We start from the raw sequence: 23187 nt of genomic DNA, 5'->3' as shown, positions 1-23187 counted from the left end.
TGGGTATGTGACAGAAATACAGATACATGGACAGTATTAAGTGATTATAGTAGTAAAAACACTATAGATTTCAAGCCAATAAAGGCAGGTGAATACACTTTTGTAGTTCATGTAAAACATAAGGGAAGTAATGGTAAAGATGAAGACGATTATAAATCAATAAACGTTAATGTTACTGTACCAAAATCAAAAGTTACATCTTTAAATGTTACAGGAAGCGCCTATGTTGGTTCAACTTTGACAATGAAGGCAACAGCAGAACCAGCAGCAGATACATTATATAAATTATGGGTATGTGACAGAAATACAGATACATGGACAGTATTAAGTGATTATAGTAGTAGAAACACTATAGATTTCAAGCCAATAAAGGCAGGTAAATACACTTTTGTAGTTCATGCGAAGAATAAAAATGGTTCATCAAAAGAAGAAGAAGATTGTAAATCGGTAGATATTAACGTGACTTTAGCTCAATCAAAAGTCACATATTTTAATATTGGAGGAGATGCAAGAGTTGGTGCTACGTTAATAATGAGTGCCACGGCAGAACCAGCAGCAGATACATTATATAAATTATGGGTATGTGATAGGAGTACAGATACATGGACAGTATTAAGTGATTATAGTAGTAAAAGCACTATAGATTTCAAGCCAACAAAGGCAGGTAAATACACTTTTGTTGTTCATGTAAAACATAAAAATAGTATATCAACGGATGAAGATGACTATAAATCAGTGGATGTTAATATTGGTGATATAAATTCACCATTGAAATCAAGAATAACATCTTTAAATGTAACAGGAAATACTTATTTAGGTTCTACGTTAACAATGAGTGCCACCGCCGAACCAGCAGCAGATACATTATATAAGCTATGGGTATGTGATAGAAGTACAGATACATGGACAGTATTAAGTGATTATAGTAGTAGAAACACTATAGATTTCAAACCAATAAAGGCAGGTGAATATACTTTTACAGTCCATGTAAAGCATAAGACGAGTAATGGTAAAGATGAGGATGATTATAAATCAGTAGATGTTAATTTCGTTGAACCAATATCAAAAGTTACATCTTTAAATGTTACAGGTGACGTCAATAATGTAGGATCCACTTTAACAATGAAGGCAACAGCAGAACCGGCAGCAGATACACTATATAAGCTATGGGTATGTGATAGGAGTACAGATACATGGACAGTATTAAGTGATTATAGCAGTAATAACACTATAGAGTTCAAGGCAACAAAGGCAGGTAAATACACTTTTGTAGTTCATGTAAAGCACAAGGGAAGCAATGGTAAGGATGAAGATGATTATAAATCAGTAGATGTTTATTATGGTATTAGTAGTCCTAAGACTATTGTAGTTGATGCTGGTCATAATCAAGGTGGAGATTCAGGTGCTACTGCTATTCACAATGGCATTCGGTACTCTGAAACTGAATTGAATATGGGAGTTGCTAGTAAATTAAAGGTTGAACTTGAAAGAAGAGGATATAAAGTCATAATGACTAGAAATCCAGGAGAGGTAAGTAATCTTGGAGTATCTGACAGTTTAAAACGTAGAGTGGATATTGCAAATAATGCAGCAGCAGATTTGTTTATTAGTATACATCACAATGCAGCAGTTCCAGCTGCTAGTGGAACAGAAGTATACTATAGTTCTGAAATGCCAGGAACAAGAGGACTACTTTTAAATAGTGGAGAAGAAATATCTATACAATCAAAAAGTACAATTATGAGTACGAGGGATGTAAGTAAGGTTTCTGCAAGTAGGACTCTTGCTACTAATATGGTTAATAGTATAGCTTCTAAAGTTGGTTATAACAATAGAGGGGCTAAAGATAATGATTTTTATGTTATAAAGAACACAATAATGCCATCGGTATTAGTTGAATGTGGATTTATAACGAATGCAACAGAAGCAGCAATGTCATCAAATCCTGCTATTCAGCAAAAGATTGCAGAAGCATTGGCTGAATCGGTAGCTAGACAATTTTAGTTGAATTAATAGAATAGAGTGTTAAGCACCCAAAAGATGATTTCTGTATTGTGAACAGGAATCATCTATTTTTATAGTATGACTATCTTTAATGTTTCAGATGTGGATGTTGTTGAGTGTTCAAAAATAGTAGACTATATATATCAAAGGCAGATATAATAAAAAAACTTAGAGAACTTTTATTGAGCAATTGAAAAAAACTTCGTCAATACGTTTATAATTTGTAACACCCATAGATGAATCATTGAGAATAAGTTTTCCTTGAAAAGTAAATGGTGGAATTCTTGAATATTGTCAAAAACTGATACTGATGTTAGTATAATATTATGGACATGCAAAAACAAACACTTTAAACTATATATAAGTTAAGGTAGTGTTAATAATAGAAAGACGTAATAAACGGTATATAGATGAATTCAAAATACCATAGTGAAAGTGTATAGATAAAATAAATGAGTAAAGGTTTGAATTTATTTTTGTTAATCAAAAAAAGTTGAAACTTATTTTTTGTGATATAATATTAAATTGAGTAATATAAAATTATTAAGAATTTAGTAATCAATAACATAATAGTTGAGGAGTGTTGATATGAGTAAGATAAAGGTTATGAGTATATTTGGAACGAGACCAGAGGCTATTAAAATGGCCCCATTAGTTAAAGAACTTGAGAAGTGTGAATATATAGATTCAAAGGTTTGCGTTACAGCACAACATAGAGAAATGTTAGATCAAGTATTGAATCTTTTTAATATAATACCAGATTATGATTTGGATATTATGAAGAACAAACAAACACTTACAGGCGTAACTAGTAGAGTACTACAAGGTTTGGAGAGCGTATTTGAAGAAGAACAGCCAGATATGATATTAGTGCATGGAGATACAACTACTACATTTGCAGGTGCATTATCAGCTTTTTATAAGCAAATTAAGGTAGGGCATGTAGAAGCAGGATTAAGAACACAAGACAAATATTTTCCATTTCCAGAGGAAATGAATAGGAAATTAACAGGGGCTATGGCAGACTTGAATTTTGCTCCAACTAAGGGTGCTAGAAGTAACTTATTAAGAGAGGGGATCGATGATAAATCTGTATATATTACAGGAAATACTGTCATTGATGCAATGAAATATACTGTAGATAAGAATTATATTTTTCAGAATGAAGAGTTAAATAGCATAGATTTTATGAATAGAAAAGTGATTATGGTTACAGCTCATAGAAGAGAGAATTGGGGAGAAGGTATTGAAAATATATGTACAGCACTAAAGGATATTGTAGTTAATAATAGCAATGTTGAGTTAGTATATTTAGTACATTTGAATCCGGTAGTTAAAGAGGTTGTTGAAAAGCATTTGAAGGGAGTAGAGAGAGTACATTTATTACCACCACTTGATACCAATGAAACACATAATTTAATGGATAGATGTTTTATGGTTATGACAGATTCAGGCGGTCTCCAAGAAGAAGCTCCACATTTAGGAAAACCAGTATTGGTTTTAAGAGATGTAACCGAAAGACCAGAAGCGGTTTCAGCAGGAACAGTTAAATTAATTGGAACTGTGAAAGCTACTATAGTAGCAGAGGCAAATAATCTTATTACAAATGAAGAAGAGTATAATAGTATGAGTAGAGCAATAAATCCTTATGGAGATGGCTTTGCATCAGAAAGAATTGTTAAAGCGATTTTAGAACATTTTAATTAGGAGGTATGATATGCAAAAAATATTAGTAATTTCATATTTCTTTCCACCATCTGGAGGTCCTGCAGTACAAAGAAATTTAAAATTATGTAAGTATTTGTCGGAAATGGGATGTGAAACATCGGTATTAACATCAGATAAAAAGGCATACAAGGTGTTAGATGAGTCTCTAGTTAAAGAAATACCAGAGGCAGTAAAGGTTTATAGATGTAGGTTTAATGACTATAATAGAAAATTTGGTAAAAATGTTCTTTGTAATAAGATACTAGCGTTAACAAATGTTATTCTTAATTTACCAGATAATAAATTATTTTGGAATTTAAAGTTGAAAAAATATATAGATTATATTATGGTGAAAAATCACATAGATACAGTTATTATATCTATTCCACCGTATAGTACTGCTATGTTAACTAAGTATATTAAGTGCAGATATAATAAACAAGTTATTATAGATTATAGAGATCCTTGGGTGCATAGCCCTATTCAAAGATTTTTACCTTTTTATAAATTAATTAATAAGAAGCTTGAAGGGAATGTGTTAAAAAAAGTAGATGGAATAATTTCAGTTTCTAAACCAATAATTAATAAAATTGTTGATGAGTATGATTTTAAGAAAAAAACTCAAGTAATTCCAAATGGGTATGATAAAGAGGCAATGTTACAACCTAATTTAGTTGAGAATGAAAAGTTTACAATAACTTTTATAGGTAATTTCTCGTCTAAAAATAATCCGAATAACTTAATTATTGCAATTGATGAGGCTATAAGTGAAGGCTACATAAATAAAGAAAAAATTAATTTAATTTTTGTAGGAAATAATGAAAAATATGCATCTTCTGAGTATATTAGTTGTACAGGATATTTACCACATAATGAAGTGTTTAATTATACAAAAAATACAGATTTATTGTTGTTAGTGTTGAACTCTAACAATAATTTAGGTACATATAGTGGAAAGATATTTGAGTATATAGTTAGTAGTAAACCTATTTTAGCAATAGTACCCAAGGCTGGTGTTGCGGCAGAGTTAATTAGAGAGACTAATACCGGGTTTATTGCTGAAGAAAGTGATATTAAGGAGATTAAGGAAACTTTAATAAAATCATACAATTTATGGAAAAAACACAAGCTGGTTATAAACGGAAATTATGATGTTATAAAACGATATTCAAGATATGAATTGACTAAAAAAATATTGGAATTCATAAATATAAAAAATGAGGTGTAATAATGAATGTTGGGTTTGTTTGGCAAAGTGAATATCCTTGGGATGTAAGAATAGATAAAATGGTAAGGTCTTTAGTTAAGAATAGTTGTTCAGTTTCAGTCTTGGCTACAAATAAAGAGAATAAGGCAAAGGAAGAATCCTATTTAGGGGCTAAGGTATTAAGATTACCATTTAGTGAGAATAAATATATTAGAAAATTTATAAATTTACCACTGTTTTTTAATCCTTATTATATTAAAGCTATTAAAGATATGATTGTAAATGAAAAATTGGATATATTAATAGTTAGGGATTTACCACTGATATTAGCTGGATATAAGGCAATTAAAAAAAGTAAGTGTAAAGTTAAATTAGTATTTGATATGGCAGAAGACTATCCTGCAACTTTCAATGCAATGGATAGGCGAAGTTTTATAGAAAAGTATTTAATAAAAAATTATAAGTTATCAAGATTATTAGAAAAAAAATCTATAAATATTAGTGATTTGATAATAACAGTAGTTGAAGAATCACAAAGTAGAGTTAAAGAGGTTAATCCGATAAAGCCAGTTGTTGTAGTAAGTAACACACCCGATGAATCATTTTATAAAGATTTTATGAATGAAGAAGTTTTGGAAAAGTATTCAACTACTTACAATATTGTTTATGAGGGGAATTTTGGTAAAAAAAGAGGGTTGGAAACTGCAATAAATGCACTTACTATCTTAAAAGATAAGATTGAAAATGTTAGGGTAGTATTAGTGGGTGGAAAAGATGACGAGGTTGAATATATTAAGGAATATGCAAAAAAGTTTAGAGTAGAACAATATCTGATATGTACTGGAAAAGTGCAATATTCAGTTTTAGCTCAGTACGTTAATGTAGCAGATATAGGAATGGTACCCCATTTAAAGTGTGAACATACTGAAACTACTATTCCGAATAAGCTATTTGACTATATGTGCTTGGGTAAACCGGTGATAGTTTCAGATGTTACTCCATTAAAACGAGTTGTTGAGGAAACTGATAGTGGAGTAGTATTTAATTGGGAAGATAAGAATGATTTCTGTAATAAAATAATGACAATTGTTGAAAATTATAGTTATTACAGTGAAAATTCAAAAAAAGCATTTGAAGGCAAGTATTCATGGAAGCATGATGAGGTTGTTTTTCTTGGAGCATTAAAAGAATTATATTAAATTTATATAAGAGTGGGGTACTTCACTCTTTCTTTAGATATACTTTCAACATGGGAGTTGATAGTGCAAACCATTTAGCGCTACTCCATTGAAATATAAAGCAATTATAAATAATGTAAATATGATTAAGTGATAGGAGTAATATTTATGGAAAATGAAATTTTAGCTATAATTCCTGCAAGAGGAGGGTCTAAGGGTGTTCCAAGAAAGAATATTAAAAAATTAGAAGGTAAACCCCTAATAGGGTATACAATAGAAGCAGCTAAAAATTGCAGTAGTGTTTCAAGAGTCATAGTATCAACTGAAGATAATGAGATTGCAGAAGTATCTAAGCAGTTTGGAGCGGAAATACCTTATTTAAGGCCAAGTGAGTTATCGGGAGATAATTCTCCAACAATAGACTGTATATTACATGTGATTAATTACTTGAAAGAAAATGAAGATTATAAACCAGATTATGTTTTATTACTTCAATGTACATCACCTCTTAGAAACTCTACCCACGTTGAGGAAACAATAGAAAAATTATTAAATAGTAATTATGATTCAATTGTTTCGGTATGTGAAGCGGAAGTAAATCCATATTGGGCAAATGTTTTTCAAGGAGATAAATTAAAGTATTTTATTGAAGAAGGAAAGATAATCACAAGGCGACAAGATCTTCCTGATGTTTATAGAATGAATGGAGCTATATACTTAATTAAGACAGATGTATTAATTAAAGAAAGAACCTTTGAACCAGAAAATCTAATGGGTTATATAATGGATTCTTACTCATCAGTAGATATTGATACTGAGATGGATTTCAAAATAGCAGAAGCTATAGTGAAAGAACTTAGTGGGAAATAATAATATTGCTATTAAGAAGATTTTAAATTACATTAGATGTAAAATGAAATTATTTTATTGAAGGTTATGGAGGAAATAAATGCGAAAAATTGCAGTGATAACAGGAACTAGGGCTGAATATGGACTTTTAAAACATATAATGAAAGCAATAGATAAAGATGATAAATTACAATTACAATTAGTTGTAACAGGTATGCACCTTTCGCCTAAATATGGAATGACGAAAAATGATATTTTAGCTGATGGATTTGTTATAGATGAAGAATGTCCAATATTGTTAGATTCAAATGAGAAGGGCAAAAATGCTCGTGAAATTGGAATGGCAATTGGAGAATTTGTAGGAGCTTTTAATAGATTAAAGCCAGATATAATATTAGTACTAGGTGATAGATATGAAGTTTTTGCAGCAGCAGCAACAGCTATGGCCATAAATATACCTATAGCTCATATTTCTGGAGGGGAAATAACAGAGGGAGCTATGGATGAACAGATAAGACATAGTATAACTAAAATGGCACATATACATTTTCCTGGAGTTGAATGCTATGCAGAAAACATAAGAAATATGGGAGAAGAACCTTGGCGAGTGTTTAATGTTGGAGATTCAGGGATAGAAAACATTAAACTCACAGAGTTGATGTCATGGAAAGATCTGGAAGAAAACTTGGGGGTTGTAGTAGATGAAGATACATTATTAGTTACTTATCATCCTGTTACTTTAGAAGTAGATGATGTAGAGAGCCAGATTAATAATGTTATAGAAGCTTTAGATAAGATAAATAAGAAAATGATTATAACTTATCCTAATTCAGATAATGGAGGAGATAAAATTATATGTGCATTAGATGAATTTGCAATGAGAAACTCTAAGGTGCATTTATATAAGAGTTTAGGTAGTTTAAAATATCTAAGTGTAATGAAATTATGTGGAGCTATAGTTGGAAATTCATCTAGTGCATTAGTTGAAGCACCTTATCTTAAAAAGCCTGTAGTTAATATAGGTAATAGGCAAATGGGTAGATTGATGGCTGAAAATATAATTCAAACAGATTGTTCAGTTGAAAATATTTATGAAGGAATAAAGAAATCTTTATCTAATGAATTTAGTCAAATTGTTAAAAATGTAGATAGTTTATATGGCGAAGGAGATACTAGTAAAGAAATAGTAAATGTATTAAAGAATATAGAACTTGGTGAAAAACTATTAAAAAAGAAATTAATATGGAGTTGATAAGAGAATGGCAGTATTTATAATTGCAGAAGCAGGAGTTAATCATAATGGAAGTATAGAAATAGCTAAAAAACTAGTTGATATGGCAGCAGAATGTGGTGCAGATGCTATTAAGTTTCAAACATTTAAGGCTGAGGAATGTGTAGGTGCTTATGCTGATAAAGCAGAGTATCAAATGGAAAATATGCCAGTTGAAGAATCACAATTAGAGATGGTAAGAAAATTAGAGCTACCTTTTGAGGAATTTAGAATACTTCAAAGCTATTGTAAAGGAAAAGGGATTTTATTTATTTCTACTCCTGATGGAACTGAAAGTTTGAATTTTCTAGTGAGTTTAGATGTACCATTAATTAAAATTGGATCTACAGAAGTTTCAAATGTAGAGTATTTAAAGGAGATAGGGAATACAGGAAAAGAGATTATTCTATCTACTGGTATGAGTACGCTAGGTGAAGTTGAGCAGGCAATTAATATTTTAAAATCTACAGGAAACAAGAATGTGAAAATAATGCACTGTACTACTGATTATCCAACAAAAGAAGAAGATGTTAATGTTAGAGCTATGGTAACAATGAGAGAAGCTTTTAAGATACCAGTTGGATTATCTGATCATACTGTTGGATGTGAAGCTGCAATAGCAGCAGTAGCTTTAGGTGCTGAATTTATAGAAAAACATATAACCCTTGATAAAGAGATGGATGGTCCAGATCATAAGGCATCTATGGAACCAGAAGCATTTAAAGAATATGTCAATGCTATAAGGAATACAGAAAAGCTATTAGGTGATGGGATTAAAAGGCCAACATCTAGAGAAATTGGAATTATGAAAGATGTTAGAAGGAGTATAGTAGCTAAATATGATTTACATAAGGGAACTGTTATTAACAAGTCTATGCTTGCATACAAGAGACCGGGAAGCGGTATAAATCCAGAGCTTTCAGATGTTATTTCAGGGAGAACTTTAAAGAAAGATATGAAACAAGACGAATTAATAATGTGGGAATATTTAGGCTGATTATTTAAAAAGATTAATTATGAAGAAATATAATTAAGTCATAATTAATTTAAAAAAGCATTTTAAGGGGCCTAATTAAGGAGTTAAATATGTCCAGTAGTAGAAGATTATTAAAAAATTCAGGAGTATATGCTATAGTTCAAATATTACAAAAATGTATAGGGTTAATATTGATACCTATATACACAAGTTTAATGATTCCGGCAGAAAAAGGAATCTCAGATACGGTTGTAGCATTGGTATCATTTCTAGGCGTATTTTTCTCATTATCGTTAAATGCAGCAGTGATGAGATTTTATATGGACTATAAAGATGATAAAGAGAAATTAAAGGAATTCTGGGGTACATGTATAACATTTGTTGGTTTGAATTGTATTATAATGAGTACTATTTTTATTATCTTTAGAAATATACTAATAGAACCATTTGCTAAGGGAGTATCCTTTTTCCCATATATATTTTTAGGTATGGTTTCAATAACATTAAATCCTATTTATATTATATTTCAGACTACTCTTCAAGCTAAAGAAGAAAGTAGAAAATATGCAACAAATAATCTAGCTTATTTTATTGTGAATTTGACTTTAAACTTATTATTTGTAGTTGTATTTAGAATTGGATCCGTAGGTATCCTTTTAGCATTATCAGTAACAGATGTGATATTCTTTATATACACCCTTATTAAATTCATTCCAACTGTAACACTAACTATTAGAAAAAGTTATATTGTTCAGGCTTTGAAGTATTCATTGCCATTACTTCCACATACTTTATCTGGATGGGCAATATCAATGATAGATAGACTTTTCTTATCTAATTTTAATGGGTTGGCATCACCTGCTATTTATAGTAATGGTGCACAATTTGGAAATATAATAAATGTATTAACTCAAGCTGTAAATCAAGCTTATGTACCTTGGTTTTTTGAGAGAATGAAGAATAAGGAAGAAAATGAATCAGATATAGTAAAAATGGCTGATATATTAACTATAATATATGGTGTATTAGCTATGGGAATGTCATTATTTGGTCCAGAAATATTCAAAATAATAGTAAATGAAGAATATTATTCAGGGTGGACAGTTATTCCTTTTTTGAGTTTTGCATTTGTGTTTAATGGAATATATTATTTCTTTGTCAATCCACTATTTTTCAATAAAAATGGAGTAAAGTTTATTGCTATAGGTACTTTCACAGGCGCGATATTAAACTCTATACTAAATGTTATTCTTATTCCTAAATTTGATATAATTGGAGCTGGAATAGCTAGTATGGTATCGTCAATGATATCCTGTATCTTAGTATACTACATTTGCAAAAAAATAGAGCCAATTAAGTTTAATATTGTGAAGTTATTTTCTATATCATTCATATTCTTATCAATAGGAATGTCTTCATTCTTGTTAACAGGGTTGAGTTTTTATATGAGTATATTAGTAAAGTCTGTTATAGTAATTATTGTATTTTTAATAATAGGTATAATATATAAAAATGAAGTTATAATATTAATTAATAAAATTAAAAGTAGTAAAAGAATTTCTAAATAAGGTTATATGTTGATTTATGGACATTTATTTCAGGTGATAGTATAATAAAATTCAGGTGTAAAATATATGGATGAATATTATTATGTGAAGTCACAACTATTTATTAATTTCTTGAGAATATTATGCAAAAGAAACACTATTTAATTGTATATGATAAACATAATAAAGTAATTATAAATTTATAATTATCTTATTGGATGTATGGAGGAAAATATATGAATGATAATATTGTAATAATAGGTTCAGGTCAGCATGCAAGGGTGATATTATACAATGCACTTGAACAAAATAAGTACAGCGTCGTAGGATTTATAGGTGAAAGTGAAGATGATATAGGTAGGATAATTGATGATATACCTGTAATTGGATTAGACGATGACATGGCTGATTTGATAGAAAAGTATAATATAAAGGGGTATATTTTAGGTGTAGGTGGTATTAAAATTAGAAGAAAACTTATTAATAAGTATTCTAAGCTTTCAATTGAACCAGTTACAATTATACACCCACAAGCAGTAATTGCACCTAATGCAATTATAGGTAAGGGAACCCTTATAGAATGTGGCTGTTTAGTAACTCCAAACCCTATTATTGGGAAGCACTGTGTAGTTAATACAATGAGTGGAATTAATCATGATAATGTATTGGGAGAAAATATATATATTGCTAGTGGAGTAACATTAAGTGGCGGTGTCATTATTGGAGATGACACTTTAATTGATGATGGAGTTATAATAACCCTAGGTATTACAGTTGGTAGGGAGTGTATTATAGGTGCTGGATCAGTAGTGACAAAACCAGTTGATAGTAATAAAGTAGTTTACGGAGTACCAGGAAAAGCAATTAGAAACAATATTTAACTAATTGCATGGATTATTTGGAAAGAAAATTCGAAGATTAAAATTGATAAGTAAAAATAGGTGAAATGTGGACATTGACTTTGTACAATAGTATAATGAGAAGATATTATGAAGAAGAACATTTATACATTTAAACAAGTTCCCCATATTAAGTTAATCATCTATGCATTTATTGAAAAATGAGGTAATTATGATAAAAATATCTTTAGTTAATGATAAGATACAATTATACAAAAATGGCGAACTTTTAGATGTAGAGTTATATATAAAAAATATTTATATTCAGAAGGAAGTAGATAGAATCCTCAATATACTAGAGAATAATACTAAAAATATTCAGCAGTTATATAAATATACTGGAATAGAGATGTATAATTTTCATAGAGGAACATTTGTTAATAAATTGAATTATATAGTATATAATATTTTAATTATAGATTCAATTATCAATAATTTTAAGGAAGAGGATATTATAGTTGAAACAGATGAAATTTTAATGAATGATATCGCTATAGAGATATTTAATGTTGATGTTGAATTGAAAAATAAAAGGATAAATCAAAGTGTTAAATTAAGTTTTAATATTAGATTAAAGTTTTTTATAAGAAATTTTATTGGCATTTTTAAAGCTTTTATTAAGTTAATCAATAGAAAGGAAAAAATATTAGCAATAACACAAGCTGTAGACATTTCTAATATAAATATAAATGGTGAAAAGATACATTATGATGCTCAGTTTGGAAAAATTTTAGATAAATTAAAAAAAGATTTACTAGTTATAAAAGTTCAGTATCTAAATACTAAGGAGTTGTTGAACAAGAGCAATAACTTAGGGGTAGATTTTATACCCTTTGAACTAATTATTATAATAAAGAGGTTAGTATCAAAAAAATTAGTGAAGTTAAATAAGATTGAAGATAGACTGGACGAGTTGAAATATGCTGATTTTTGTGTTTGTGGAAAAGAGATAAATAACATATTGCAAAAATATTTATTTAATGATTTAAGAATAGCATATTTTAGCTATATTAAAGAGGTGGAAACGGCAAGCTTAATACTTAGACTATTTAATATTAAGACTGTAATAGCTACAAATGAGGCTGATAGACCAAGATGTTTCATAGCAGCAGCAAATTATAATAACATCAAAACTTATGGGATACAGCATGGCGTTATTACAAAAACATCAAATTCTTATTTAGTGCCAACTACAGATTGTAAATTAGTTCCTAAAATAACTTTTCTATGGGGAGAAGAGTTTAAAAAAGTGCTAATGTCTAGTACAAATGTATATAATGAAGGAAATTTAAATGTAGTAGGTCAATTGAGGACTGACTACCTTGTGGATAAAATAAAGTTTTGTAGGACTATTAAGAATGATAATAAGTTGAAAATAATGTTTGCAACTCAACCAATTGATGAATTAATAGATGAATCAACCCAAATATTATTTAAAGCTTTAGACAAGATGAAGGATTATGAATTGCTAATTAAGTTGCATCCCAATGATAATAAGCAGAATTTTTATAGTAAATGTGCTAATGAGAATAACATTACTAATTTTAGAATTGTTAAAGATAAAGATTTATATGATTGTATTTTAGAGAGTGATTGCATTATAACAGTACATTCAACGGTAGTAATAGAAGCGATGTTGCTTAAAATACCTTCTGTTTGTATATTATTACCTAATTATTATGATCAAGGTAATTTTGTTAAGGATGGAGTGGCAATAGGAGTTGAAACCTCAGAAGAACTGAGAAAGATACTGATGAATAGAACATTTGTAAAAAATGAGAAATATATAGGCAAAAATATATACAAAGTAGATGGAAATGTTTGTGTTAGAATTGAGAATATAATACGAAATTAATAGTTGTCTTTTTAAGGAGATTTTTATGAGTAATAAGATTAAGTATATAGAATTTAGTAATAACTGTGATGAAGTCAACATTTTTTCACAGCCATGGTGGCTGGATGTTGTTGTTGGTGAGGAAAATTGGGATGTTGTAATATCAGAAAAAGGTGGTGTGATTCAAGGCGCATTGCCATATTATTATGTTAAAAAGGGAAAGTATCTGTGCATTAATCAGCCTTTGTTAACACCTAGGCATGGAATTATTCTTAATTATCCTAAAAATCAAAAGAAAACTACAAAGATTTCATTTGAAAGAAAAGTAATTAAAGAACTAATGGAAAAATTAGAAAATCTAAATTTGGATTCTTATAATCAAAATTTTAGCTATAATTTTAAAAATTGGTTACCTCTTTACTGGAAAGAATTTAAGCAGACTACCCGATACAGCTATATAATAAATAAAAATTGTGATATTGAAGAAGTATATAATAATATAGATTCTAGTACTAAAAATTTAATAAGAAAAGCAGAAAAATCTGTTATAGTCAAAAGAGATATAAGTATATATGATTTTTATAAAATTAATTTAATGACCTATTCTCGGAAGAATATACAAATTCCATACTCTTTTAAGTTAGTCGAAGATTTAGATAAAGAATGTGAAAAACGAAATTGTAGAAAAATACTGGCTGGTATTGATGAACAAGGAAATATACATGCAGCTATATATATAGTTTGGGATAAACAGTATATGTATTATTTAATGGGTGGCGTTAATACGGAATTTAAGGCATCTAATGCTACTTCATTATTGTTATATAATGCAATCCAGTTATCTAAAGAAAAGAGATTGAATTTTGATTTTGAAGGTAGTATGGATGAAGGAATAGAAAAGTTCTTTTCTTCATTTGGTGGAGAACAAACAGCCTACTCTAATATTTCAAAGAGGTATAGGATGAATTTAAAGAGTGAATTGTCTAGATTTATATCTAATACACAATATTTAAAATCTCTTTTAGGCAAAATCAAAAGGAGGTAATATTAATGATTTATATTGATGTTGAAAAAGATGAATTTTATAATCAAGCTAAGTATGCATTAGAAGAATTATTGAGAATTACCGGGATAACTTATAAGCAGTATGAATTAAGTTCTTTGTCAGAAAATGACATTCTTATTACTTATGGGCGTAGAAATATAAAAGTAATAGGATGTAAAAATTTACATATAAAAAATTGTGGTAAATTATTTAATGATTTTTATAAAACAGAGAAAACATTACCTAAAGATGTATTTAATTATGAAGATGTTTTTTCTTTTTATTCAAATAGTGATTTAAATATAGTAATTCATCAAAAAGATTTTATAGAGATAAATATCGACATTATTTCAGATATTTTCTTTATGTTATCTAGATATGAAGAGTATATAATTGGAAATTCAGTTGAAAATCACAAAAGATTTTCTTATAAAGATTCAATCTTTTTCAAGGAAAAACTTATGAATAGACCGTTGGTTAACGAGTATGCAAATTTATTATTTGATTTGTTAAAAAAATTAGATAACAACATAATTTCCAATAAAAATTTAAAAGACAAAGATTTTATTCTTTTAATAAGTCACGATATTGATTCTATATTTAAGTATAAGGATAAAGCTTTAAAAAATATACTTATAAAAATTATAAAGGAAAGAGATTTAAAAGGAGCCTATAAGTTAATTCGTAATTATATTAAAGTTATGCAGAATTTAAGTAGTGATCCATATTGGACATTTGATTATTTGACGGAATTAGAGAAAAAGTATGATATGTCAGCATCTTATTATTTTATGTCCGGAGGAAATAGTTGGCGAGATAACTATTACAAAATTAGTAATAAAAACTTAAAAAGTGTTATGAAAAAAATTAAAGATCAAGGATCTGAAATTGGATTACATGGGAGTTTTAATAGCTATAATAATAGGGATTATTTAAAAAAAGAAAAAGAAATTCTAAGCAAATATGCTAATGTTAAAGGCATACGTCAGCATTTTCTGAGATTTAGTGCTCCAAATACATGGATAGAGCAAGCTTCAGTTGGTTTAGAATATGATAGTACGGTAGGATATGCCGAAATTCCGGGATTTAGATGTGGAATTTGTACACCGTTTAAGCCATTTGATTTAAATAATAATTGTAGAATTAATATTTGGGAAATACCATTAATCGTAATGGATACAACTTTAAATAATAATTCATATCAAGGATTTGATATTGACCAAGCTGTTGAGTATTGCAATAATATGGTTGATGTTGTTAGAAAGTATAATGGTGTTTTTTCATTATTATGGCATAATTCATCATTTGATAATGAAGGAGATTGGAAAGGCTGGAATAAGGTGTATGAAAAAATTATCAAGTATTCTATAAGTAAAAATGCTTTGTGTATATCAGGAGAAAAAGTTATTGAGTTAGTTAAAATTACGGAAGAAAAAGGTGGGGTTTAAAATAAAAATTAATAAAAAGATAATTAGGTATAATGTTGTTATTTGTTTATTCTTAGAGGTTTTATTGTTTATGACACTAGGTAAAACAGGAGGGATATTTACTCTGCTGAGTGGAGCAGTTTCGATTCCAAGTGTAATCTTATTGTTAAATATTATGTTTTATTCGCTTGAGAGTGCATTATTAGTTACTATATTTGCACTGCCATTACTACCAGTTTTAGGTTATTTAATGAATAGAATAAATTTATTACAATATCAGTGGGTTGGTTATTTGGCATTTTATATAGTAGTATTTATTTTACTAATACATAATGGATTATTAAATAGGATTAATCTAAATAAAATTATTATTAAAAACAAAATAATAAAACTATTATTATTGTTTTTAATAATGATAAATATTATATTTGCATATAATAAAACTTTATCATTTATGATAGTTTCATTATCGTTCGTACCGTTTATAATGTATTTTTTGATTTTAAAGAGTGTTGAAATTAGTAATAAAAAAGAATTTTATAATAAAGTTATAGTAGCATTTTCATTAGGATGTATTATTTCATCTTTACCAGATATGATAATATTTATATATACTTGGATTAATGGAAATAAGTCTATTAGATTGTTTGGGCCATTAGGTTCTAATTTTATTTTAGTATATGATTTAATTATGTTTGTAATTATAATAAATAAGTGGGTTAGAAACAAGGAAATAAAAAGTTATTGGACTATTTTAGTTTTATCATTAGGCTTTATAGTTTCTATGCAAATGTCTAGAGGGGCATTGGTATCGTTCATAGCTATATTTATAACTTATTTGATTTTTGATTCTAAGAACTGGAAAAAATATATGTCTGTGATGCTTGTGTTTGGAACTATTCTTACACTGAATGTTTCTACTAGAGGAGATATTACAAATGACGAGAATATTAAAGAGTTTGGAGAAACTATTTCATCAAATAAATTCGAACACCCAAATGAAGAGTTCTTTACTCAAGGCGCATTTGGAGAGATTATAGTAAAAGTAATGAACAGTCAAAGTAGATCAAGACAAATAATTTGGAAAACGGCTATATCAATAACGAAGGATTACTCAGCTACTGGAATTGGAATAGGTAATTTCAAATATTTATTTGATGAATATTCTGGCACTAATAAAGGATACAGTGATGCTCATAACATTCTCTTAAATATGTCATCAGAATTGGGCGTTCCTTTTATGTTACTTGGATTATTGTTACTTATTATAATTGGATTAGAAGCTTTAATCACATTCTTTAAAGAAAAGGATACAGATAAAAAACTAAAACATTTATCACTTATCATTATAGTTGGCGTTATATTTTTGTATGGAAATTTTACAGGAATTGCATTTCAAACAACTAATTTAATATATAGCTTTTCTCCAACTTTAATAATTTTATTTATTCTATTTTACAGAGATTGTTTGGACGAGTTTTAAAAGAGTAAAGAAGCATAATAAATTAATGTTAGTATAATATTATGGACACGGAAAGTCGAACACTTTAAACTATATATAAGATAGGGAAGTGTTAATGGTGGCAATAATTAACAAATGATATACATATGAATTCAAAAATACCATATTAAAACTTTATAATTCTGGAAAGAACTTATCAGAGTTAAGCAGTGAATATGTCCTATAAAAATCAACAATTACTGGATGGATAAAGAAAAAGCAACATATTAATATGTATAATGATACAATCATAACTTCAGAGGAATATCAACCAATGTTAAGAAAAAATGCAAAGCTTGAAGAGGGAATAGAAATACTAAAAAAAGCTATGGGTATATTAGCAAGGAAGTAACAAGTATATTTGAATTCATTGCTAGCAATAATAAATATTATGATATTAAGCTTATGTGTAAGGTTTTAAAAGTTCTTACTACAGTTATTTAAATAGAAAACCCTCTAAACGTGAATTGAAAATCCAAACAATATTCGCTAGGTTTTGGATATACATATTGCTAATGGAAAGCTATACGGTGCGCCTAAAATCTATAAAACCCTTGAAGCCAAAGGTATTATTATAAGGCTTAAAAGAACTCAAAGAATTATGTGCAAACTTGGTATTAGGTAAATAGTTGTAAAAAAACATAGATACAGAAATAGATATAGGTGCTGTAAAGAATGCTATATTACTAAAAAAGTCTATTGCTACAGTAATTTTGGATGCCAATATACTAGCAATGAATTTCATACGTACATAGCAAATTCAAAGGTACTTACGCATTCATTCAGAGGTAAAGGATGTCCATATGACAATGCTTGTATAGAGTCGTTTCATGCCTCATTAAAGAAAAAAGAAGTAAAAATTGTTACCTATTATAACTTTGACGTAGCAAAACTAGCAATATTTAAATATATCGAGACTTGTACAATAATAAAAGAATCCACAGTAGTATAGGGTACATAACTCCATAACAATGTGAAAATAATGTCTAATATATTGATATAGGTCCAAATTATACAATATTGTATAATAATTATAGCTTAGATTAAACTTAAATAGGATGTGAAATAATGACTAAAACAGTTTCAATAGTTATACCATGTAGAAATGAAGAAAATTTTATTGGTAAATGTATAGATTCATTTATGATACAAAGTTATCCTAGAGAGTTAATTACAGTAGTAATTGCTGATGGGATGTCCACCGATAATACGAGAAGTATAATAAAAGATTATAAAGAAAAATACAGTAATATAATTTCAGTTGATAATTTAGACTTTATAGCACCTAAGGGAATGAATAGGGGCATAGAGGCTACATCAAGTGATATAGTTATTATTTTTGGTGCTCATTCTTTTGCTGATAAAGATTTTGTATTAGAGAATGTTAAGGCTCTAGAAAATGAAGAAGTTGCATGTTCAGGAGGATCAATTACAACCATAAATGATAGTGACAAAGGAACGGCTATAGGACTTGCAATGAGTTGTCCATTTGGAGTAGGAAATGCATTGTTTAGGTTTGCAGATAAGGAAACTTTTGTGGACACAGTAGCATTTGGGGCTTATAGGAGAAAAGTTCTGGAGGAAATAGGTTTATTTGATGAAGAACTTACAAGAAATCAAGATGATGAACTAAATTTAAGAGTTACAAATGCTAATAAGAAGATACTACTTACACCTAAGGTTAAGTCTACTTATTATGGCAGAGCGTCCTTTGGTAAGCTTTGGAAACAATACTTTCAATATGGGTTTTGGAAGGTAAGAGTTATACAAAAACATAAGAAACCAGCAGCTATAAGGCATCTTATACCACTACTATTTGTGTTATATTTAATAGTTTGTGGAGCTTTAAGTATATTTTCAAAGCCAATAAGAATAATATTCTTATGTGTTTTAGCATTATATATATTAATGGACATATGTTTTGCGATTAAACTATCGTTAAAAAAAAGACTTAAATATATACCGCATATTGTAATAACATTTCCGCTATTACATATCTCTTATGGTCTTGGATTTATATTAGGAATATGGAATTTTTATATTGTAAAAAGTAAAAACATAGTTAAAAACAATACAGATATGTCTAGATAAAATTTGTAAGTTAAAGTCAAGAGAATTATTTTAAATAGTTATTAAAGAATTCTAACACATGTGGATTTTAGAAATCATTTTTTAGACGTAAGCGGTAAATAACTAGTCACAGTGACACACTTTGACGCTTATCTATTTTTACTCTATGGTGTTAGTATATAATTGTGGACATAAAAAGTTGAACAAAGTAAAATATAACTATAAAAAGGAGATGTTCAACAATGCCACAGAAAAAATATACAGAAGATTTCAAACAGCAAATAGTGGACCTATATAACATGGGCAATAAATCCATTAGTAAATTAGAGGGTGAATATGACATTTCTAAATCAACAATGAATGGGTGGATAAAAAAATATCACCAATTAAGATTAGTGAGTCAGAAACTGTAACAATGAAAGATTATAAAGCTCTTCAGAAAAAAATGAGAGAGTTAGAACTTGAGAATGAAATATTTAAAAAAGCTATCGCCATATTCACAAAAAATCTATAGCTGAGATTGTTAATTTTATTGATAAATACAAAGAAAAGTATACAGTAAAAAGGATATGCAAAGTAATTAAGTTTCCTAGTGTAAATTTTATAATGGAAATGTGTAATAGTTCCAACGTAAGAGTCAAAGTATGTCCTGAAGAATTGGTATAATATAGGTAAATAAATTGAACTAATGAGGTTATAAAAATGGATGGTTTAAACATAGAAAATCAACTTGATGAAGCTACAAAAGAATTAATTATAAATATGGAAAAACAGCTTGAATAAAAGGCTTCTGAATTAAAATCTAAAGATAAAGAAATCAATGATTTAAAGAATCAGTTGGCATATCTTTAAGGTCAGATTTTAAATAAAAATAGAAAGATATTTGGACAATCTAGCGAACAGGTAGATTCTAGCCAAATATCTATTTTTGATGAGGCAGAAAAGAATAGTGATCCAAAACTACCAGAGCCAGAAATAGAGGAAGTAGTTTATCAAAGAGTTAAACCATCTAAAAATATAGGAAAAAAGGATAACTTAGCTAATTTAGAACGAGTGGTAATTGAGCATAAGCTATCGCAAGAGGAAGCAATATGTAATGAATGTGACAGCAACTTAGAAGTAATAGGTAAAAAATCCAAGGAAGTCTTGAAATATGTTCCAGCGAAGGTATATATAGAACAACATATTACCTATAGCTATGCTTGTAAATCTTGCGAAGCAGCTTCAGGCGAAGCCAATATTCAAACAACTAAAGGCTATGATAGTGTTTTATATAAGAGTATGGCATCTAATGAGTTATTAGCTCATGTACTAAACATGAAATATCAACATGCTATGCCGCTTTATAGACTTGAAACTTATTTTAGGATGCTTGGTGCAAATCTTTCAAGGCAAACTCTTTCTAATTGGGTTATGGGAGTTGCGGATGCAATTGCACCTATCTACGATATAATGAGAGAAGAACTGTTGAAATCTCATTATATCCAGGCAGATGAAACTACTCTTCAAGTTATCGAAGAAAATGGTAAGGATTCGAAGTCTAAAAAGTACATATGGTTATATAAAACGGGTGCAACTACAAACCCAATCATACTATATGACTATCAAAAGACTAGATCTAGTTCCTGCCCAAAGGAATTCTTAAAAGGATTCAGTGGATATTTACAAACGGATGGGTACTCTGGGTATAATAGAGTTGAAAATATTAAGAGACTTTATTGTCTAGCTCATATCAGGAGAAAATTCCATGAAATTATAATAACTTTAGATGAAGAAGCCCTAAAAAAATCACGTGCAATTATAGGGTTTAATTTGTGTGAGAAAATTTATAGTATAGAAAAGCAGGTAAAAGAACAGTATGGTAATGATGCTGATTTCTATGAAAAGCGATATGAGATAAGAATTGAAAAGACAGCTCCGCTACTTACCGAATTCGAAGAATATGTGGAAAGAGAAATTAAAGATGCTCTACCTAAAAGTGCATTAGGAAAAGCATTAGAATATACTAAAAAGCTATTGCCCGATATGAAAACACTACTAGGAGATGGGATGCTAGAAGTAGATAATAATGGCTCGGAGAGAGCGATAAAACCTTTTGTAATTGGTAGGAAAAATTGGTTATTCTCAAATACATCTAAAGGTGATAAGGCTAGCGCCATGATCTATAGCCTCATTGAAACTGCCAAATCTAATAACTTAGTAGTAGAAAAATATCTAGTATATCTATTTGATATGCTCTCTAAATCAGATGTGAAATCTAGAGATGAACTTCTTGAAATAATGCCTTGCTCGGCAGCACTTCCGGAGGAATTTAAAATTTCAAATTTTAAAAATAAATAAGTATGAAAACCCCAGTAGGTCATGTGAAAGTCCTTACTGGGGTTAATTATATGCTTTTTAAAATCAATACGTCTAATTGTCGAGTAGATAAGGGGACTTTCACCCCAAACCTCTCACAGAACCGTACGTGAAAGTCTCCCTTCATACGGCTCTTGTTATCCAATCGTTGGTACTATCCCAATCTGCCAGTGATAAAATAGAGTCCTCTTTGTTTTAGCAATATTAGCTATAAATTTAAATGCTTTTCTATTACTTTTTCCTATTCTTTTATATTTTCGCTTAACCCATCTTATCAATGTTAAATTAATATAGTCTAAAACTTTTCTTGCTTCGCTTGCACTGTACTGTGAAAAATAATTTGCCCATCCTCTTATTATTGGATTTACAACTTCAGCTAATGTTTCAATAGATAATGTTTTTGTTTCCTTCTTTATGTTCCTAATCTTTTCTCTGAATTTTTGTGATGCTTGTTTACTCACAGAAGGAGTAAAAGCATTAAAAAAATTCCCATATTTACTTTTTACATACCTTCTTCTAAAAGTGTACCCGAGAAAGTCAAAAGATTCATGTTCATGTCTGCTATTGAATTTATCACTTCTACAATATATTATCCTTGTTTTGTCTGGATGTATTTCAAGTTTACATTCTTTTCCATCCATCTATCAAAAGTATAGTGTAGAAATAAATTTGCAAGAATAGGACTAATTACCCCACCTTGAGGAGTCCCAGACTCTCGTCTGTGCACTTCACCATTTGGCATAAGTATAGGTGCATTTATAAAACGTTCTATATATAATATAACCCACTTATTATCTGTATGCTTTTTAACAGCTTTCATTAGCAACTCGTGGTCTATATTATCAAATAAACCTTTAATATCAAATTCTAAAAACCACGGTTTTTCCCAACACCTTTTACGAATAATGCCTATTGCATCAATAGCTGAACGATTTGGTCTATACCCATATGAATCATCACAAAATATTTCTTCTATTGCGGGCTCAAACTCCATTCTAACTACCATTTGAGCAATTCTATCTTCTATAGTTGGTATCCCCAATAGTCTCTTCTTTCCATCTTTCTTTGGTATTTCAACACCTTTAACTGCTTTTGGAAAATATGCTCCTGAGGACATTCTATTCCACAATTTATACAAGTTATTTTTCAAGTTTCTTTCATAAGTCTCAAACTCTATTCCATCAATGCCTCCGGCTCCTTTATTTGCTCTTACGCATTTATAAGCTTTAAACACTTGATGCTTTGATATTACAAATGACTTTCCTTCTTTCATAAAATCCTCCCATTTCTTTTCTTTGGTTGTCTTATTTCCGAA

General features: G+C 29.0%; 18 protein-coding genes. 16 read left to right on the top strand and 2 right to left on the bottom strand.

Going from position 1 to position 23187, the window contains the following annotated elements:
• The 16 genes from RSD37_RS03785 to RSD37_RS03710 form a co-directional block, all read left to right on the top strand.
• On the top strand, nt 1-2004 hold a 2004-nt coding region (locus RSD37_RS03785; protein WP_346945359.1), incomplete at its 5' end, for an N-acetylmuramoyl-L-alanine amidase.
• Between the two features lie 588 nt (nt 2005-2592).
• Nucleotides 2593-3711: a UDP-N-acetylglucosamine 2-epimerase (non-hydrolyzing) gene (wecB, locus tag RSD37_RS03780; protein ID WP_346945358.1), complete on the top strand. Its 1119-nt coding sequence runs from the start codon at nt 2593-2595 to the stop codon at nt 3709-3711.
• A 10-nt stretch (nt 3712-3721) separates the two neighbouring features.
• Nucleotides 3722-4939 (top strand): glycosyltransferase, encoded by a 1218-nt coding sequence (locus tag RSD37_RS03775; protein WP_346945357.1) that lies wholly within the window; start codon nt 3722-3724, stop codon nt 4937-4939.
• 2 nt (nt 4940-4941) lie between these two features.
• Nucleotides 4942-6117: a glycosyltransferase gene (locus RSD37_RS03770; RefSeq protein WP_346945356.1), complete on the top strand. Its 1176-nt coding sequence runs from the start codon at nt 4942-4944 to the stop codon at nt 6115-6117.
• Between the two features lie 147 nt (nt 6118-6264).
• Entirely contained in the window at nt 6265-6966 is a 702-nt protein-coding gene (locus RSD37_RS03765) for an acylneuraminate cytidylyltransferase family protein (RefSeq protein ID WP_346945355.1), read from the top strand.
• Nucleotides 6967-7045: 79 nt separating this feature from the next.
• Nucleotides 7046-8197: a UDP-N-acetylglucosamine 2-epimerase gene (gene neuC / locus RSD37_RS03760; protein WP_346945354.1), complete on the top strand. Its 1152-nt coding sequence runs from the start codon at nt 7046-7048 to the stop codon at nt 8195-8197.
• Nucleotides 8198-8204: 7 nt separating this feature from the next.
• Complete coding sequence (gene neuB, locus RSD37_RS03755) at nt 8205-9212, top strand: N-acetylneuraminate synthase (RefSeq protein WP_346945353.1); 1008 nt, start codon at nt 8205-8207, stop codon at nt 9210-9212.
• 89 nt (nt 9213-9301) lie between these two features.
• Nucleotides 9302-10759, top strand: coding sequence for an oligosaccharide flippase family protein (locus RSD37_RS03750; protein ID WP_346945352.1), 1458 nt, complete (start codon nt 9302-9304; stop codon nt 10757-10759).
• Between the two features lie 215 nt (nt 10760-10974).
• Nucleotides 10975-11619 carry a NeuD/PglB/VioB family sugar acetyltransferase gene (locus RSD37_RS03745; RefSeq protein WP_346945351.1) on the top strand — a complete coding sequence of 215 codons (645 nt, stop codon included), beginning with the start codon at nt 10975-10977 and terminating at the stop codon, nt 11617-11619.
• Between the two features lie 190 nt (nt 11620-11809).
• Nucleotides 11810-13492 (top strand): hypothetical protein, encoded by a 1683-nt coding sequence (locus tag RSD37_RS03740; protein ID WP_346945350.1) that lies wholly within the window; start codon nt 11810-11812, stop codon nt 13490-13492.
• Between the two features lie 25 nt (nt 13493-13517).
• Nucleotides 13518-14516, top strand: a complete 999-nt coding sequence (locus RSD37_RS03735) for a GNAT family N-acetyltransferase (RefSeq protein ID WP_346945349.1) — start codon at nt 13518-13520, stop codon at nt 14514-14516.
• A 5-nt stretch (nt 14517-14521) separates the two neighbouring features.
• Nucleotides 14522-15964, top strand: coding sequence for a polysaccharide deacetylase family protein (locus RSD37_RS03730; protein WP_346945348.1), 1443 nt, complete (start codon nt 14522-14524; stop codon nt 15962-15964).
• Nucleotides 15965-16034: 70 nt separating this feature from the next.
• Nucleotides 16035-17426: an O-antigen ligase family protein gene (locus RSD37_RS03725; protein WP_346945347.1), complete on the top strand. Its 1392-nt coding sequence runs from the start codon at nt 16035-16037 to the stop codon at nt 17424-17426.
• A 1086-nt stretch (nt 17427-18512) separates the two neighbouring features.
• Entirely contained in the window at nt 18513-19535 is a 1023-nt protein-coding gene (locus tag RSD37_RS03720; RefSeq protein WP_346945346.1) for a glycosyltransferase family 2 protein, read from the top strand.
• 221 nt (nt 19536-19756) lie between these two features.
• On the top strand, nt 19757-19927 hold the full coding sequence (locus RSD37_RS03715) for a transposase (RefSeq protein ID WP_346945345.1): 171 nt from the start codon (nt 19757-19759) through the stop codon (nt 19925-19927).
• 445 nt (nt 19928-20372) lie between these two features.
• Entirely contained in the window at nt 20373-21854 is a 1482-nt protein-coding gene (locus RSD37_RS03710; protein ID WP_346945370.1) for an IS66 family transposase, read from the top strand.
• Between the two features lie 155 nt (nt 21855-22009).
• On the opposite strand, the gene RSD37_RS03705 is transcribed toward RSD37_RS03710, so the two are convergent.
• The gene (locus RSD37_RS03705; RefSeq protein WP_346945344.1) at nt 22010-22513 is read right to left on the bottom strand and encodes a group II intron maturase-specific domain-containing protein; all 504 of its coding nucleotides are present in this window, start codon (nt 22511-22513) and stop codon (nt 22010-22012) included.
• A complete protein-coding gene (locus RSD37_RS03700) occupies nt 22462-23145 on the bottom strand; it encodes a reverse transcriptase domain-containing protein (protein ID WP_346945343.1) in 684 nt (227 codons plus the stop codon). The genes RSD37_RS03705 and RSD37_RS03700 overlap by 52 nt, the downstream gene beginning before the upstream one ends.
• Between the last annotated feature and the right edge of the window lie 42 nt (nt 23146-23187).

This window comes from Clostridium sp. (genome assembly GCF_036646415.1).
GTDB lineage: Bacteria > Bacillota > Clostridia > Clostridiales > Clostridiaceae > Clostridium_J.
The sequence above is the reverse complement of the archived record's forward strand: the minus strand, read 5'-3'. Positions and strand labels throughout refer to the sequence as shown.

Excerpts from the sequence above, each read along its gene's own strand:
- wecB (WP_346945358.1), top strand. The coding sequence starts at position 2,593 with ATGAGTAAGATAAAGGTTATGAGTATATTTGGAACGAGACCAGAGGCT.
- RSD37_RS03775 (WP_346945357.1), top strand. The coding sequence starts at position 3,722 with ATGCAAAAAATATTAGTAATTTCATATTTCTTTCCACCATCTGGAGGT.
- RSD37_RS03770 (WP_346945356.1), top strand. The coding sequence starts at position 4,942 with ATGAATGTTGGGTTTGTTTGGCAAAGTGAATATCCTTGGGATGTAAGA.
- RSD37_RS03765 (WP_346945355.1), top strand. The coding sequence starts at position 6,265 with ATGGAAAATGAAATTTTAGCTATAATTCCTGCAAGAGGAGGGTCTAAG.
- neuC (WP_346945354.1), top strand. The coding sequence starts at position 7,046 with ATGCGAAAAATTGCAGTGATAACAGGAACTAGGGCTGAATATGGACTT.
- neuB (WP_346945353.1), top strand. The coding sequence starts at position 8,205 with ATGGCAGTATTTATAATTGCAGAAGCAGGAGTTAATCATAATGGAAGT.
- RSD37_RS03750 (WP_346945352.1), top strand. The coding sequence starts at position 9,302 with ATGTCCAGTAGTAGAAGATTATTAAAAAATTCAGGAGTATATGCTATA.
- RSD37_RS03745 (WP_346945351.1), top strand. The coding sequence starts at position 10,975 with ATGAATGATAATATTGTAATAATAGGTTCAGGTCAGCATGCAAGGGTG.
- RSD37_RS03740 (WP_346945350.1), top strand. The coding sequence starts at position 11,810 with ATGATAAAAATATCTTTAGTTAATGATAAGATACAATTATACAAAAAT.
- RSD37_RS03735 (WP_346945349.1), top strand. The coding sequence starts at position 13,518 with ATGAGTAATAAGATTAAGTATATAGAATTTAGTAATAACTGTGATGAA.
- RSD37_RS03730 (WP_346945348.1), top strand. The coding sequence starts at position 14,522 with ATGATTTATATTGATGTTGAAAAAGATGAATTTTATAATCAAGCTAAG.
- RSD37_RS03725 (WP_346945347.1), top strand. The coding sequence starts at position 16,035 with ATGACACTAGGTAAAACAGGAGGGATATTTACTCTGCTGAGTGGAGCA.
- RSD37_RS03720 (WP_346945346.1), top strand. The coding sequence starts at position 18,513 with ATGACTAAAACAGTTTCAATAGTTATACCATGTAGAAATGAAGAAAAT.
- RSD37_RS03715 (WP_346945345.1), top strand. The coding sequence starts at position 19,757 with ATGCCACAGAAAAAATATACAGAAGATTTCAAACAGCAAATAGTGGAC.
- RSD37_RS03705 (WP_346945344.1), bottom strand. The coding sequence starts at position 22,513 with ATGGATGGAAAAGAATGTAAACTTGAAATACATCCAGACAAAACAAGG.
- RSD37_RS03700 (WP_346945343.1), bottom strand. The coding sequence starts at position 23,145 with ATGAAAGAAGGAAAGTCATTTGTAATATCAAAGCATCAAGTGTTTAAA.